Raw genomic sequence first — 14,694 nt, forward strand, 5'->3', positions numbered from 1 at the left:
TGAAAAAGCCGCCAGATGGCGGCTCGGTTCACAAACTTAATTCTTGATTTAATCGTCTTTAGTGAAAGCATCTTCGCTGAAGTGATCCAGATCGTAAGGCGTTTGTTGGTATACGCAGTAGTTGAGCCAGTTCAAGAACAGCAAGTGTCCGTGGCTTCGCCAACTCGCAATGGGAGGGTTATCTGGGTTGTTGTTCGGGTAGTAATTGACCGGAATTGCTGGCTCCATCCCTTCACCCAAATCCCGAATGTACTCATTATGAAGAGTGTGCGAGTCATACTCTGGATGGCCGGTAACAAAAACGTTTCGCTTGTCTTTGGTCGTTGCCAGATACACGCCCGCCACATCGGATGTGGCGAGAATATCTAAGTCAGTATGTTCTTCTAAAAAGTGTGGCGAAAAATCGGCATAACGCGAATGGGGCGCTAAAAACGTATCATCAAACCCACGCAAAATAGGGTGGAATGGATTATGAATTTGGTGATGATATACACCGGAAAGCTTTTCTTTACGCGTTTTTTTCGGCAAGTCATACAACAACTTTAAGCCTGCTTGCGCCGCCCAACACACATACAACGTTGAGGTAACATGGTCTTTCGCCCATTCCATGATGGTTTTTAAATGATCCCAATAGATCACATCTTCAAATTGCACCAGACCAAGTGGCGCACCAGTGATGATAAGACCGTCGAAATTTTTCCCTTTTACCATCTCAAACTGACGGTAAAACGTATCTAAATGCTCGGTTGGTGTGTTTTTGCTTGGTCGATTATCGATGCGCAGTAGCTCGACGTTTACTTGCAATGGACTGTTTGAAAGGAGGCGAAGAAACTGCGTTTCTGTTTCGATTTTCTTGGGCATCAAATTCAGAATCAGTACTCGCAAAGGACGTATTTCTTGACTCGCGGCACGAGTTTCGCTCATTACAAAGATGTTCTCTGTCCTTAGTACATCTGAAGCAGGTAGTTGATCTGGAATTCTAATTGGCACGACTTTCTCTCCCTAAGCTTAGTCAATCTAGACGTCTATACTTCTAAAGCTAACTTAAATTAAAATGGATGTCGATACGAAATGTGACTTTAGCCAAGGTTATTTCAAAACACTGATAGCAGAAGATAGCGACGCCTATTAGATAGTATGGGAAAGGCACAGCAATGCAGCCAGCAATTGTGATTAAAACAGGGTTTCTGATGAGACGAGGTTGAAACGAGGTGACTATTATTTGATGCGCATTATGCGATCAAGTTAGTATACAAACGTGACTTGAATGTAACTTAGTCTCTAAATCGTGAGCCATACTAAAAACTATTCGCTCGCTCAACCCACGTTGTGTGCGGTATTTGGAGACATCGTCAGTGGAGGACATTATGTTCGGTATTTTTAAGAAAAAAACGAAAATTCAGAGCATTGCTCAAGAGGTTCCAAGCGTGTTGTTGCGTTCGTTTGGCGATAAAAACACTTACGTTCCCGATGAAATTGATCAGGCACTTCAAGAGCTTGGCTATGACAAACAAAAAGATCTAAATCATCATTATTACGCGTATGGCATGTTCGCAAGCGAATCATGTTACGAGCAACTAGGCCTAACCGATGAGCTTGGGAACTACGGCCATTTTCAGCGCGAAGTCGGCAAAATGCTTTTGAATACACCTGAGCCAATAGACATGCATATCTACTTCGAAATTTCTCAGCAATACCAAAAAGAAGGCAAACGAAATACCCACTAGAACGCGTGGGGTTGCAAGAATGCTTTGCATGACTTTTAGACAAAATATGTAAAAATAAAAAGCCGCGACAGGTAACTGCCGCGGCTTTAATCTATTGCGTATTCCGGAAAAATTAGCTTGCTAAAGCTTCGATTAGTTGATCTTGAGAGCGAACTTTTCGATTGCGATACATCACCGCCGCGATAGCTGGCAAACTGAATGCGATGAACCCCAATACGAGTGCATACGCGCCCGTTTCTGCGCTGATACCTGCTGGTACGTCGAACGACACCACGATAGTGATCATGCAGCTAATTAATCCTAAACCAGCCACCACGTTCATTCCCACTTTACCGCCAGGGACACGAAATGGTCGTTCGATGTCTGCGTGTTTGCGTCGTGACACCAAAAAGCTAATAAAGATACACACGTACATCACCATGTATAACTGAGTCATTAAGATGTTCAGCAGCCACATACCTTGATTAACGTTTGGAACCAAAATAAACACTAAGGACAACACGCTAACGATAGCCCCTTGCAATAAGAGTAGGGCGACAGGTGCTTGGTTTTGATTTTCTTTCGACAGTGCGATTGGCATAAACTGGTCTTTCGCCGCCACATGCAGGCTCTTTGTCGGTGCAATAATCCAGTTGTTCAAGCTTGCTAGCGTGCCAAACACAATCGCCAAAGCTATCACAGGCAGCATGAACGAGAGGTTCAAATCATCAAAGAAGGTTTTGAACGCCAAGATCACACCTTCGCTTAAGCTGGCGTGATCGCTTGATACCACCGATGAAATTGACAGCGAGCAAGCTGTTAAAGAAACCAAAATCAGCGCCGTAGAAGCTAAGAGTGCTTTTGGGTACGCCTTTTGTGGATTTTCTACTTCACTCGCATATGAGGTGGTAATTTCTAAACCAGTCAATGAAAGCACGACAGCGGTGAAACCTGCTCCAATTCCATCTTGAGAGAAATCGGGTAGCCAGTCGGAGACATGACTAAGGGAGATATGAGACTCTCCCGGATTGGTATATGCCCAGTAACCACCCAAGCCAATGATCAGCAAAATTGGGAAAATGAGCCCTAGAGTGCCAAACACGTTTGTGATCATCGATGACAAACGTAAGCCGAATATATTTACCAATGTTAGCGCCCAAAAAATCACGTTAATCATGATTAACATGAAAATATTATTCTGCGCCAGTTCAGGGAAAAATGGGTAGGCACCTGTAGCGACAATGAAAGAGATCAGCGGCGGGTAATAAACGATATTTTCCGCATATTGATACCAAACGGTCGCAAAGCCGAAGTTAGGTCCAATCGTTTCTTTTCCCCAAAGATAGACGCCACCCTGTTGAGGGTAAGTCGTGCTTAGCTCGGCACACACTAAAGCTGTGGGAATGAAAAAGCATAAACCAGCAAGTAAAAAGAAAGAGATGGCATGACTACCAAATAAGGCGGCACCCGGTATGTTTCTGATGCTATCAACGGATGTAACCGTAATCATGATCACAGAGAAAACACTGAGTTTAACAGCGGACTTGGCGATATTGCTCATTCGATACCTTTAATAAACGAGCCACGAATTCATGGTTGGAAAACCCGCGTGCTACAAGTAAGACGCGCGTATTGTAGGGTTGTTATAAACGGCGGGTATATAGCGAAAAATGGTATGTATTTACCCAAAAATGAACCGAAAACTCAGTGATTTATTTGTAAGCAATATAAACGTTTGCGTTGGTGTATTGGCGCGAAAAAAGTAAAAGAGACACACAACAAACTGCCTCAGGTTGACCTTCACCCAAGGGTAAGCGTTAAGTTAAAGGGAACGAAAATCGTTAAGGAGAAGTCAAATGGGATGTTGTAATCAAGCGCCAAAAGGTGGAACAGGCAAGCTATCATACTTAATGTTAGTTATCGCTGGATTGTTTGCGGCTATTTTTCTGATCGCCGTTCTTTGGGGGTAATACGCAATCCAAGGTATTGTAAATACACGGTTATGTTTATCCAAACTTTATGAAAGGCGGGTGGATTCATTTCATCAGTAGATGTTAATGTCCGAGCTCGTCTTTGGTGTTTTTGCACGCCCAACATATTCTTGTAAAGTTCTTATTGTGTAGTGTGTCGAAGAACCATAGAATCCGCGCGCTTTAATTTATGTTATTAGCGTTATCAATGATAAAAGTGCTTTTTATTATCATTGTTTCTCCCACTTATAGATGCCCGCATCTGACATTTCACACATGAATAAATACAAAAAGCCTGAATTTAAGGCTAAATTTCTTTTACCTCGTTATTGGGGTACGTTAATTCTCATCGGCGTGATGTACTCATTGAGCCTTCTTCCTTTTAATATTCAATTAGCGCTAGGACGCGGTATTGGCCGTTTAGCCATGCGAATAATGAAAAAGCGTCAAGTAACGATACGGCGCAATCTTGAGCTTTGTTTTCCTCACATGGGCGAATCTCAACGCGAGGCAATTTTAAAAGATAATATCGACAACTCCGGTATTGCACTCTTCGAAACAGCGATGGCATGGTTTTGGTCAGATAAAAGAGTCAGTAAGCACGTTACGATTAAAGGAATGGAGCATTTAGAAGCGTTAGAAAAGTCCGGTAAAGGTGCCTTAATGTTGGCCGTCCATTCAATGAACTTGGAATTAGGTGCTCGCGCATTTGGCATTCAAAAATCTGGGACGGGTGTCTATCGACCAAACAACAATCCGTGTTTCGACTATTTCCAATACAAAGGTCGTTCTCGTTCTAACCGTACGTTGATCGATCGTAAAAATGTCAAAGCCATGCTTGAAGCACTCAACTCTGGCGAGCGTGTTTGGTATGCGCCGGATCATGATTACGGTAACAGACGTTCGACGTTTGCTCCGTTGTTCGCAGTTAAAAATGCGTGTACAACAACGGGCACTAGCTTGCTAGTCGATAATACAAATTGCGCAATTGTCCCATTTACGATGGTCAGAGGCGAAGATGGGCATTATACCTTGACGATTGATGCGCCAGTGGATGGTTTTCCAAAAGACGATCCCGATAGTGCTGCGGCTTTCGTTAATAAAATCGTTGAAACATCTATCATGGCAAGCCCAAGCCAATACATGTGGCTCCACCGACGTTTTAAAACCAGGCCAGAAGGTGAAGACTGCTTGTATAAACCAAGACTTGTCCCTGCAATGGATATCAGTATTTAAAAAGAAAAATGCCCAAGGAGCTACGTTCCTTGGGCATTGACTTTCTTGAGTCTTAACTCGTGGGTCTTAACGTTATATTAAGCTCAGCAGTTATAGGTAACGACTTTTCAAGTGGGCTTGGAAGTGTTGAGCATTAAGCGTTTCACCTGTTGCTTGTTTTACGAGCTCATCGGTTGTTAACAAGCTACCTTTGCTCCAGATATTGTCTGATAACCAAGTAAAGATAGGTGAAAGGTCACCACTTTGAATTACACCATCAACGTCGATCGTCTTCTTCATCGCTGCCATAAATTGTGCCGCGTACATGGCTCCTAGTGTGTACGATGGGAAATAACCAAAAGAGCCGTCTGTATAGCGTCAAAAGTAACTTTCATATATAGTACTGAAAAAATTAAGGTTATGGTGATGTTATGATTGAACAAAATGAAGCTCAGGTGTATCTGTACATACGCTTTTCCAGAAAGACGCAAGAAGACGGAGACTCAGAGCGAAGACAGCTTGAGTGTGCTCACAGAGCTGCTGAGAAGTACAACTTGACCATCAATGAAGACCTCATCATGACAGACAGGGGATTCTCTGCATTTAAGGCTGCACACATTCGAAAAGGAGCGCTGGGTGGTTTCCTAGAAGCTGTAAAAAGTGGAGATGTAGCAAAAGGTTCAATACTCATTGTTGAGTCGTTAGACAGACTAAGTAGAGAAGCGCCATTCTTTGCACAAATGCAGTTTAGCAGCCTGATTAATGACGGGATTTCGATAATCACTGCAAACGATGGAAACATCTACAACACACGCGAAATGAACAGAAGACCTGAGGTTTTTTACGGTATTTATGCTGTCATGCAGCGTGCTCACGAAGAATCTAAGCGAAAGCAAGCCCTATCGGCGGGCAGTATAAAAGGTAAGATACTGAAGCACGAAAAAGGGGAGCACACTACAAATTTTACTAGTGTGCCATCTTGGATCACTAATACAAAAGAAGGCTATGTGCTAAACGAAAAAGCCAAAGCTGTTGAGTTAATTGTGAACATGTATTTGAACCATGAGGGACTAAACACTATCAGTCGAGAACTCGCGAAAAAGGAAATCAAATCACCAACAGGGCGTAAACGATGGGGCATCACAACTATAAGGAAAGTGCTAGATAACCCTGCGCTTTATGGCTTAAACAGATTTAAACTAAGCTATGATAGTGACGGTGTAACAGTTGAAGAGAAGTTTGAGTTTGAGAACTTTTACCCTGCGATGATCAGCAAAGACGAGTTTCTAGTGATTCAAGAGCGAAAGAAGAAAAAAGCAAACAGTAGAGAAGCGTATGGTAGCGTGACATACTTACTCTCAAGTTACGGTAAAGATAGATGTGTATGCAGCAAGTGCGGTTATACGACAGGTTCACAGATGCAAAAGCAAGTGAATCGCAAGGGAGAGTACACACAAAGCGTTATGCGACTACATTGCAGAAAGCACAAGGAAACGTTGGACTGTTGTTCAAGCTTTAAGTGTGAGCGATTAGAGCACGCTTTTATTAATGCAATACACAAGGAACTTAATCCTGATTTTTTGAAAAGTCATAAAGTCGTTAAAGGGAACGAAGAAAGCATCAGAGCGCAAATTGCTGATATCGACAATGAATTCAAAATGTTGATGAAACAACAAAAGAAAATGAAGTCGATGAGCCTAAAGCTTGAGATCATGAAAGAAATAGATGAGCTTGACTCAAAGAGAGAAGAGTTAACAGAAATGCTGAATAAAAAACTAACTCAATCAAGTGGTGAAGCTGATTATGAAAAACTGAAAAGCCTTGCAAATAAGTGCTTAAACATGAAAAACTCAAGTGAAAGAAAACTGTTTAAGCAGATATTGATTCAGTCAGTTAAGCAGATAGTGATTGATTTTAAGACTCAATCATTAGCTTGTTATTTTAACAACGGAAATCACCTATCACTCAACTACATAACTGAAAATGATAGCTATCAAACTACTATTTTCTACAAAAGAAAGCCTCGATAAGGGGATTTTTATTAATGAATTATGGAAGGAGGGACTTCTTTTATACCTGAAAGCGAATCAGGAAACGCATATACATCAAGTTTAGTTTCTACATTATCGTTATCAACTATGTAATACGCACACATTGCGAACATAAAATCCTCATACTGACCATTAAGGTTTTGAGTAACATTAAATTCAACATTTAGTCTAAATGTCTCAACCGAGTCGCCAGAAAACTCAGTCTTAATTGAATTGATATTAATGTCGCAGCAATGATTCAAAGCTGCATGAGTGCAATGATCAAGTAGCTTGTGATATATCATGTTTCTAGCTGTTGCCATGAATTTTCCCTCTCATCAAGTTGGTCTCTAAATTGTCAAATTCAATTGCTATTTGATTTTGCAAAATATAATCAAACAGATAGTCATCCTCAAAATCATTAGATGAAGAAAAAAGATGCTCAAAATTAACAATATCTAAATAATATTCGTCAAATTTAAAATATACTTCGCAGGGACTAAGTGCGTATAAATTTCTCGAATAAGAAGTCATATAGCATTTATCGCTACTTTCTGAAAAATAAAAGTTATCAATAAATTCAAGTATGGATGTTGGTGTTACTTTATCAATAAAGAAAGAGAGCAGCAAAGTATCGCCACACTTAATACAGTTATCAATTAGTCTCTGACAATCATTAGATGTTGTACTTATTTTAAGTTTTCTCATGGATGATATGACATTGTGTTTTCAATTATATTAGCAGAGTTTTTATATATTTGTAAAGCCGCTTTAAGTTTAAGGTTTTCATTTTTTATCTTTTCATTTTCAACTATAATTATATCGTGACTAGCTTCTAGATTCTTATGAGTTACAGTTAGTTTATTATACTTAGACCTATATTCTTTAAATAGATTAATATATTCATCGAGCTTAAGTTTAAGATTGCGAACCGTTTTTGAGTAGAAGTTTTTCGCCTTATTTGGTTCTGGATTTTCATCAAGAAAAGTTAATAGTAATTTTTCCTGAGTTGCAATGTTTTCTTCTTTTTTATTTAGGGCTGCCTCTCTTTTTCTCAAGTCCTCTTTTTTTTGAATTACCTGTTTAGCATTCTTTTTAACTGAGCTTTCCAAGGTTGATAATTTATCCTGTTTGCTTTCAATTTTTTGAGCCTGCTGGGTTAATTCGCTTTGCCTTTGTTCGTTCTCATGTATTGCATTAGCTACAAGTTTAGCTTCATGCTTAGCTGTCATATATTCTTTGCGACTAAGTCGTTTACGGCGCGGGCCAGTGCGCAATAAACCGAAGTGAATGGCAACCTCATTAAAGTACTCATCTTGAAGCGCTATAAAGGCTTTTTTATATGCAGCATACTTTTTCTTTCTACCCCCTTTGGTGGTTTCTCTCATCTTTACAGGCTCGTGGATAAACATAATATTACATTCGCCATTAACGACACTCTCAGGCACAGAGACCGTATAATGCAAATGAGGATGCTCTTCATCATCATGCTCGATGATGGAAATTAGATTTACACCATATTTCTTTTTAAAGTGATCGATATTCTTTCTAACCCAAGACTGATAAAACTCCTCGCTCTCATCGCGCAACTCACGAGGAAAAGAAACAACACCTGACAGGGCAACTTGAGCGTCTTTCCTGATCTTGCGTCCAATTTTATCTTTAGCTTTTGCTACACGCTGTTTTATCATTTGTTCAGCAACGTAAGCATTAACGCCATAAAGAATTTTTGGAGATAGCGGATGAGGTACATGAGGACAATTGCCAGGCTCTCTCATAAATTCTTTAACAACAGTTCCAAAAGCCTTTTTATCTTTAGATGCATTTAGAGCGTATGTGTCGATGTGATTAAACATATACATAGTAGTCACCTTTATTATTTTTATTATAAGTGTTCGTTTTATTTCCTCCGCTCAGGGGAGGGTTAAGGGGTTGAGGGGATTTATCCCCCACCGACGGTTATGTGAGGCACGAACATAACCTTAGTCGGTCACTAAGGGTATTGAAAACCCTTTTAAAAACGATAAGATTTTTACGAAATAAACAGTAGGCTTCTATCTGTTAATGATCGCCATGATCCTATTAGCTTCATCTGAAACAGGATTATAGATTATAGTATCAGTGAGAATTACCAGCCTTGATAGTAAATTACTGGTAGATGTCGTGTTTATTGTTGCTTTATAAGCTGCGTTTTCACTAATTTTAAAGATTTCCGAAAGCTTTACTTTATCAGCTAAGAGCTTGCCCGCCTTTTCATAAACAAGGCCATGTTTCAATGCAAATTCAAGCATCGTGGAACAGATAGCATCTTCTTTTTGTAAATTATGTTCAAATAAATATAGCCCATCTATTAGCTTAAATGCTGCAAGGGATATACATTCCTTTGATTTTAAATTTAGAACTTTTGTTGAGAAGTGTTCAAATATTTGCTGGGCATCAAAGGAAATATCATCATTTAAAATGGCTTTAGATGCGAATTCAGAAAGCTTAGAAATGATGTGCTGATAAATGGCGTGCTCGCCACTCCCATTAACCACTTGCTTTTCATTAAGTGTAATTGAAATGCTAGAGTTATATGCTTTAAGCGCTTCTTGAGAGTAATTAACCCCATTCTCAAATATATCCAAGATAATATTAAGAGAATAAATGCCATATTTCAGGCTTGCAATAATAGAGATGTTTATCGTTGCATTGTTGCAAGTAAATGTATCATTGTAGGTTTTCATGTGGTAATTCGTTTTGGCTTAGTTCAATGATATCACTTATTAGAAATTTAATTAAGTGTTTTGTTGTGTGATTTTTGATTGATTTACTAGCTTGTAATATTATTGTTTGTAGGGCAGGTCTTTAGGTGGAAGATAATTTGAGGTTTAGCTAGAAGTAGTTTGATTAAATAACCGTTATTGGTTGAAAATATACACCTTGGCAAGCTATTGGAATTTGATTTGTTTATTTGGTAAAATATAATTAATAAATAAATCAGATGCCAATGAAAAATATTAAATTTAATAGTGCCGAGGAAAAAATAAACATTAGAGCTCATCTTGATTTGATGTGCTCTAGTTTTGCTTTAATCATAGAAGGCACAGAAGATCCCCATAGTGAAATTGCTAAGATTGAAAGAAGCTATAGCGTGCTATTTAATCAGTATAAAGCACCGATAACAATAGAGGCAAAAAGAATTAACAGGGAGTGCAACGCCATCTTCTCTGACAACCTTGCCGAAAAGCAACGCATTAAGCGCTTTAACGCTTTTAAGTCCATTAAAGGCAATAGACAAAGAAGACTTTACGAAATAATTAAAGAAAGGAATGGACGCACAATGCCTTGCATCAATCAGACATTGAGAGCGAGGTTTAGGGCGTCAGCATACTTTAATGCATCAGAGCAAAACACTCGTGATGCTGGAGAAGAGCTGTGTGCAGTTGTCATTCATTTAATGGCGAAGTCAGCAAAAGTTTTTAATGTACACTCAGTAGAGTTTCACCTGCATTTTCAAAAGCAATTAGAAAGAGCGCTAGGCAAGAAACTAACAAGCATTTTTCCATCCGCACTAAACAAAAAGGGTGAGCTCAAAAAAACAGCCATGGCAACACTAAAAAGGCTGAATGATAAAAAGACATGCAGGAACAACTTTAACAGACATGTGAAAGCAGAGCTGCTGCATGATGATATGCGCCTTAAAAATATTGGCGCAGATAAAGTAAAAAAGCGCCAGAAAAATAAGGTGATGGGATATAACGCCTATGCTGGCGAACGCTCCATCAAAAAGCGCAAGGAACAACAGAAGTACAGAGAGAAGTACCTGAAAAGTAAAATAACAAAAAGCGGCAAATCGGCATTTGAAATGCAAAAAACAAATGAAGCAAAGCTGACAGAGCTATACCTCGAATTAAGGGCGCTGGAAGAGATTGCAGAAGAAAAAGGGTATACATGGCTCTTTATTACGCCAACTTGCCCTCCAGAGTATCACTCAAACCCTTCCGAGGGCAAACTGTGCTGGAAGGGCGCAAGCGCAAGAGACTCGCACGACTTTTTGCAGGGGCAGTGGCGCAACCTTAACAAAAGCTTTACCAAGAAAATTGGTAAGGACTTAAAATTCGGGATTGACGGCGGTAACGGTTTTGGCAAGCGCGTGGTCGAGCCGCACAAGTCGGGGTGCGCACACTGGCACATTATGCTCTTTTGCAACCCTGAGTTTAAGGAACAATATAAAGAGCTTTTCAGGCACTATTTTGGAAAAGACAAAAGACGCTGCGCAATCATCGAGAAGGGGCGAAACGAGAATGGGGAAAAGCTCGACAAGGAAGAAGCTAGCGCGGCTTCGTACATGTTGAAATACATGACGAAGACAAGCAGTGCAGAACTTGAGGGCGGCAAGATAAAGGGGACAGAGCTGGTTGCCATCGATGCCTGGAAGCACGCAACGGGCATTAGAAGCCATGCTCCTTTTGGTTATAAAGGTGTCAAAACCAAATATACGGATTGTAGAAAAATAGCCAACAAGAGCAGGCGCTCTTTCGAGATTGTAAGCAGAGAGGGTAAGATTTTAAAAGAAGCCCAAAAGATCAACAGCCTCATGGAAGAGGTGGGCGGCAATGCTGTGAAAAACTTTATGGCAAGAATACTTATTGAGGCAAAAGTACCAGAGCTTAAAAAGCAAATACAAAAGCCGAAAAGCTTGGAAAATGCTAAAAGGGCGCTAATTTTGCGAATAATGAAAAGCGAAGCCGAGAAAGCAAAAAGGAAGGCAACAAGTGGGGCAGAGTACCTGCAAAGACTAGATGACGAATACAGCAAAGCCAAGGAGCTCTTGGCAATCATCGGCACCTCATCTGTAAAAACAAAAAGACTAAAAAGCGGCGCAAAAGGTACAGATTACAGAGAATTCATGAGACAGGCAGAGAAGCTAACATATAACACCGTAGAGGACATAAACCGCTTCGGGGAGAAGGTACTGAAAAGAACAACGCTAGGCACTGAATACAGTACAATTACGCTTACCAAAGAAGAGTGGAAGAGCAATATCAAAGGCATCCAAGTCAATGAAGATGACTTATTAAATAAGGCATTATAACCATAAACAATCAAAGTTAGATACGGGCGCTAAAGCGCCCTATTGGTCGTTATTGAGCGCAGCAAGCTGCGCAGACGCCAAAGCGTCCTTGGAAGTTAGTTCTCGCTACCTTTAAGTGCAGCGCTCTAAGTCATTCCCTCGCTTCGCTCCAATCATTCCTAAGAGCTTACCCCCGTTTTTTTCCGTCGCAGTACTCCTCCAAAAAAGTTTCGGGGGCACTTAAAGATAGTTATCCAAGTGCTCGCACAGTCACTGCGTTCCGTGCTGCGCTTTTTCATAACAAAAAAAAAAGAGCAGCAACCCGTCATGGCGGGTTAAGAGAGCGAGGTGATGTTTTCACTTTCTCTGTTTTTGTTGATAAGTTATTGAATATAAATGCAATAAACCACTTTAGGTTTAAAGGTGCAAAAAATAATGAGGTGTCCACAATCGTAACTTACTAATTTTAAATGCTTTGAACCAATAATCGATAATCAGTAAAAGGTGCAAACTGAAAAAGGTGAAATAAATATACTGTAGCAGAATAAAAAACAACCTAGAAAAGCCAAGTAAGTAAACCATAAAGAGTTTAAAAAAGCAGTAAACGCAAAAGGGTTAATATTCAGAAACTACACAGGAAAAAGAAATGAAGAAGGAAGTGATGTAATGACAAATAATGAACAAAATGAATGTAATCCATTGAAAATAAAGATATTAAATCCATATATTAAACCTGAAAAGGTAAAATAAATACTGAAGAAGAAGGGGCATTAAGACTGTCTGACCGTTAAATTTTACAGCCTCATAAATTTAAGTAAATTGCAAGAGATAAAAAATAAACCAAAAGAGGTTGAACGGAAAGTTTCCAGATATGGTTAAAAAACAAGCCCGTCAAAGGTGAAGGGCTCAAATAAAAGAAGTTATACTGGCGCATACTCGATCTTACACGTTTGCTGATATGGTCGCGACCAAATCGCATAAACAGCCTGTTAGTTTAGTGACTCATAACTTGTTGAGTAGACGATACCTGTTACCAAGTGCTGCTCTTCTAAGAACCCAGCTTGCAACGAGGCATCGCTTGATACCCAGTAACTTATAAAGTAATTTTATTTAAAATCAGACAAGAACTTCAAAATATCATTCTTTGTTGCTGGTGCTTGAAAGTAATAACCTTGAACCTTAATTCCTGGAAAATTTGATAAATAAAAGAACTGCTCGATAGTCTCAACACCCTCTACGACCACTTCTATTTTCAATTCTGTAGCCACATCAAATATTGATTTTAGTATTATTTTACTCTTGACGCTTGAAATATCTAAAAATGTCCTGTCGATCTTAATCGCTTTAACATCAAGCTGGTTTAACCTATCCATCGAGGAGTAACCCGTCCCAAAGTCATCTATCATCAGAGCTATATTAATTTCATCTAGATACAGGATTATTTCAGATAGCTTATCATAATCTGATATCGCAGTATGTTCTGTTATCTCAAGTCTAATGTTTTTACAAGACAGATTTTCACTTACCTCATTGATAAGAGAAATGAAACTGGAAGAAAGTATCTGACTTGCAGTTATATTTATTGAAAGATACTGATTGCAACCCAAAAAATCTGTGCTCTCTTGAGAAGATTTAAATATTAGCCATCGAAGAAAATCTTCTGATAAGCCATTTTTTTCCAATGTTTCAACAACCAACTCTGGGTTTACCATACATGAATCGATACTACAACGTACCAATGCTTCATAACCAATGATTTCCATGTCATCCATTTCAACAATTGGCTGAAAAACAATATATAGTTCGTTATTTATAAAAGAACTCACTATCTTTTTTTCAATCTCTTTTTTAAGAAGCATTTCATTATATAAATCTCTATCGACAATGGTAGGAAAGTTATATTTACTCACCTTAGACTGAAGCATCGCGTAGTTAGCTGAACTAATAGTTTCATGGATAGTATGTCCACATTCTGGAAATGAGGCAGCTCCATGACTATGAGTGATAGAAATTTTCTTGTTTCTTATTAAATATGGTTCATTTAGAGATGAGCTTATCAATTGTATATTTCTTTCCCATTCCAATCTATCTTTTAGGTTATAATGAATAATTAAAAATTCATCTCCACCCAGGCGAGCTATGACGCCATTACTGTCGATTATAGATAATAGTCTATTAGCAACATTCTTGAGCAAATCATCTCCATACGCATGACCATAATAACTGTTTATCATTTTAAAATCATTTAAGCTCACAAAAGATACGGCAATATCGATTTTATCGAAATTACTTTCTAAATAATCGATAAAACCCAATATGTACTTCCTGCTTTTCACTCCCGTCAAAACATCATTGTTAACTTCCCATTCACTTTTCTTAGACATTAGTGCTACATCACAAAAACGTCGATAAGAATAAAGTGTAGTGAATATTGATGCCCACACAAGAACAAATATAATCTCATCTATCTCCCACTCTTCATACTCTCTTGTGAGGAAATATATATTTTCAACCAAATCAATCTCGGACTGGATTGAAATAAAAGAAAATAATACAAACACCATTAACAAACATATAAAATCTATCCTTGATTTATTTCTACATGAGTAATCCCCGCTCAAATTGAAATGTTTTTTCATAACTTTTAATTTACTTAGTAAATGTTATTAATCTGTAAACCTAAAGAAGCCTATTATGAGCAATTTATACCCCTAGTG

10 protein-coding genes and 1 pseudogene are annotated in these 14,694 nt (G+C 38.9%); 4 read left to right on the forward strand and 7 right to left on the reverse strand.

Translation table 11 applies throughout. The annotated features are described in order from the left end of the window. Nucleotides 1–48 precede the first annotated feature (48 nt). Nucleotides 49–990: a homoserine O-succinyltransferase gene (gene metA, locus NL646_RS18615; RefSeq protein ID WP_005464332.1), complete on the reverse strand. Its 942-nt coding sequence runs from the start codon at nt 988–990 to the stop codon at nt 49–51. Between the two features lie 377 nt (nt 991–1,367). Between metA and NL646_RS18620 the strand changes: the two genes are divergently transcribed. After that, on the forward strand, nt 1,368–1,727 hold the full coding sequence (locus NL646_RS18620; protein ID WP_005485673.1) for a hypothetical protein: 360 nt from the start codon (nt 1,368–1,370) through the stop codon (nt 1,725–1,727). Between the two features lie 112 nt (nt 1,728–1,839). Here the strand turns inward: NL646_RS18620 and NL646_RS18625 are convergent, their stop codons facing one another. Then, entirely contained in the window at nt 1,840–3,267 is a 1,428-nt protein-coding gene (locus tag NL646_RS18625) for an APC family permease (RefSeq protein WP_253664533.1), read from the reverse strand. A 685-nt stretch (nt 3,268–3,952) separates the two neighbouring features. Between NL646_RS18625 and NL646_RS18630 the strand changes: the two genes are divergently transcribed. After that, entirely contained in the window at nt 3,953–4,912 is a 960-nt protein-coding gene (locus NL646_RS18630) for an LpxL/LpxP family Kdo(2)-lipid IV(A) lauroyl/palmitoleoyl acyltransferase (RefSeq protein WP_005500398.1), read from the forward strand. Nucleotides 4,913–5,002: 90 nt separating this feature from the next. Here the strand turns inward: NL646_RS18630 and NL646_RS18635 are convergent. After that, nucleotides 5,003–5,266 (reverse strand): annotated as a pseudogene (locus NL646_RS18635) (carboxypeptidase M32); the annotation flags it as partial. Nucleotides 5,267–5,322: 56 nt separating this feature from the next. On the opposite strand from NL646_RS18635, the gene NL646_RS18640 reads away from it, so the two are divergent. Next, the gene (locus NL646_RS18640) at nt 5,323–6,921 is read left to right on the forward strand and encodes a recombinase family protein (RefSeq protein WP_253664534.1); all 1,599 of its coding nucleotides are present in this window, start codon (nt 5,323–5,325) and stop codon (nt 6,919–6,921) included. Nucleotides 6,922–6,932: 11 nt separating this feature from the next. Here the strand turns inward: NL646_RS18640 and NL646_RS18645 are convergent, their stop codons facing one another. The 3 genes from NL646_RS18645 to NL646_RS18655 all read right to left on the reverse strand — a co-directional run bounded on the left by NL646_RS18645 (nt 6,933) and on the right by NL646_RS18655 (nt 9,647). Further along, nucleotides 6,933–7,244 (reverse strand): hypothetical protein, encoded by a 312-nt coding sequence (locus tag NL646_RS18645; protein WP_253664535.1) that lies wholly within the window; start codon nt 7,242–7,244, stop codon nt 6,933–6,935. Between the two features lie 381 nt (nt 7,245–7,625). Continuing rightward, on the reverse strand, nt 7,626–8,783 hold the full coding sequence (locus tag NL646_RS18650) for a hypothetical protein (RefSeq protein WP_253664536.1): 1,158 nt from the start codon (nt 8,781–8,783) through the stop codon (nt 7,626–7,628). Between the two features lie 192 nt (nt 8,784–8,975). Next, on the reverse strand, nt 8,976–9,647 hold the full coding sequence (locus NL646_RS18655) for a hypothetical protein (RefSeq protein WP_253664537.1): 672 nt from the start codon (nt 9,645–9,647) through the stop codon (nt 8,976–8,978). 263 nt (nt 9,648–9,910) lie between these two features. Here NL646_RS18655 and NL646_RS18660 point away from each other — a divergent pair, with 263 nt between their 5' ends. Continuing rightward, nucleotides 9,911–11,998: a replication endonuclease gene (locus tag NL646_RS18660; protein WP_253664538.1), complete on the forward strand. Its 2,088-nt coding sequence runs from the start codon at nt 9,911–9,913 to the stop codon at nt 11,996–11,998. A gap of 1,085 nt (nt 11,999–13,083) precedes the next feature. On the opposite strand, the gene NL646_RS18665 is transcribed toward NL646_RS18660, so the two are convergent. Beyond that, the gene (locus NL646_RS18665; protein WP_253664539.1) at nt 13,084–14,616 is read right to left on the reverse strand and encodes an EAL domain-containing protein; all 1,533 of its coding nucleotides are present in this window, start codon (nt 14,614–14,616) and stop codon (nt 13,084–13,086) included. Between the last annotated feature and the right edge of the window lie 78 nt (nt 14,617–14,694).

The sequence above is a fragment of the Vibrio sp. Y20_XG_PY13 genome (assembly GCF_024181925.1).
In the GTDB taxonomy this organism is placed as follows: Bacteria; Pseudomonadota; Gammaproteobacteria; order Enterobacterales; family Vibrionaceae; genus Vibrio; species Vibrio parahaemolyticus.

Coding starts and splice junctions, on each gene's coding strand:
- NL646_RS18640 (WP_253664534.1), top strand. CDS start 5,323: ATGATTGAACAAAATGAAGCTCAGGTGTATCTGTACATACGCTTTTCC.
- NL646_RS18660 (WP_253664538.1), top strand. CDS start 9,911: ATGAAAAATATTAAATTTAATAGTGCCGAGGAAAAAATAAACATTAGA.
- NL646_RS18630 (WP_005500398.1), top strand. CDS start 3,953: ATGAATAAATACAAAAAGCCTGAATTTAAGGCTAAATTTCTTTTACCT.
- NL646_RS18620 (WP_005485673.1), top strand. CDS start 1,368: ATGTTCGGTATTTTTAAGAAAAAAACGAAAATTCAGAGCATTGCTCAA.
- NL646_RS18665 (WP_253664539.1), bottom strand. CDS start 14,616: ATGAAAAAACATTTCAATTTGAGCGGGGATTACTCATGTAGAAATAAA.
- NL646_RS18625 (WP_253664533.1), bottom strand. CDS start 3,267: ATGAGCAATATCGCCAAGTCCGCTGTTAAACTCAGTGTTTTCTCTGTG.
- NL646_RS18650 (WP_253664536.1), bottom strand. CDS start 8,783: ATGTATATGTTTAATCACATCGACACATACGCTCTAAATGCATCTAAA.
- NL646_RS18655 (WP_253664537.1), bottom strand. CDS start 9,647: ATGAAAACCTACAATGATACATTTACTTGCAACAATGCAACGATAAAC.
- NL646_RS18645 (WP_253664535.1), bottom strand. CDS start 7,244: ATGGCAACAGCTAGAAACATGATATATCACAAGCTACTTGATCATTGC.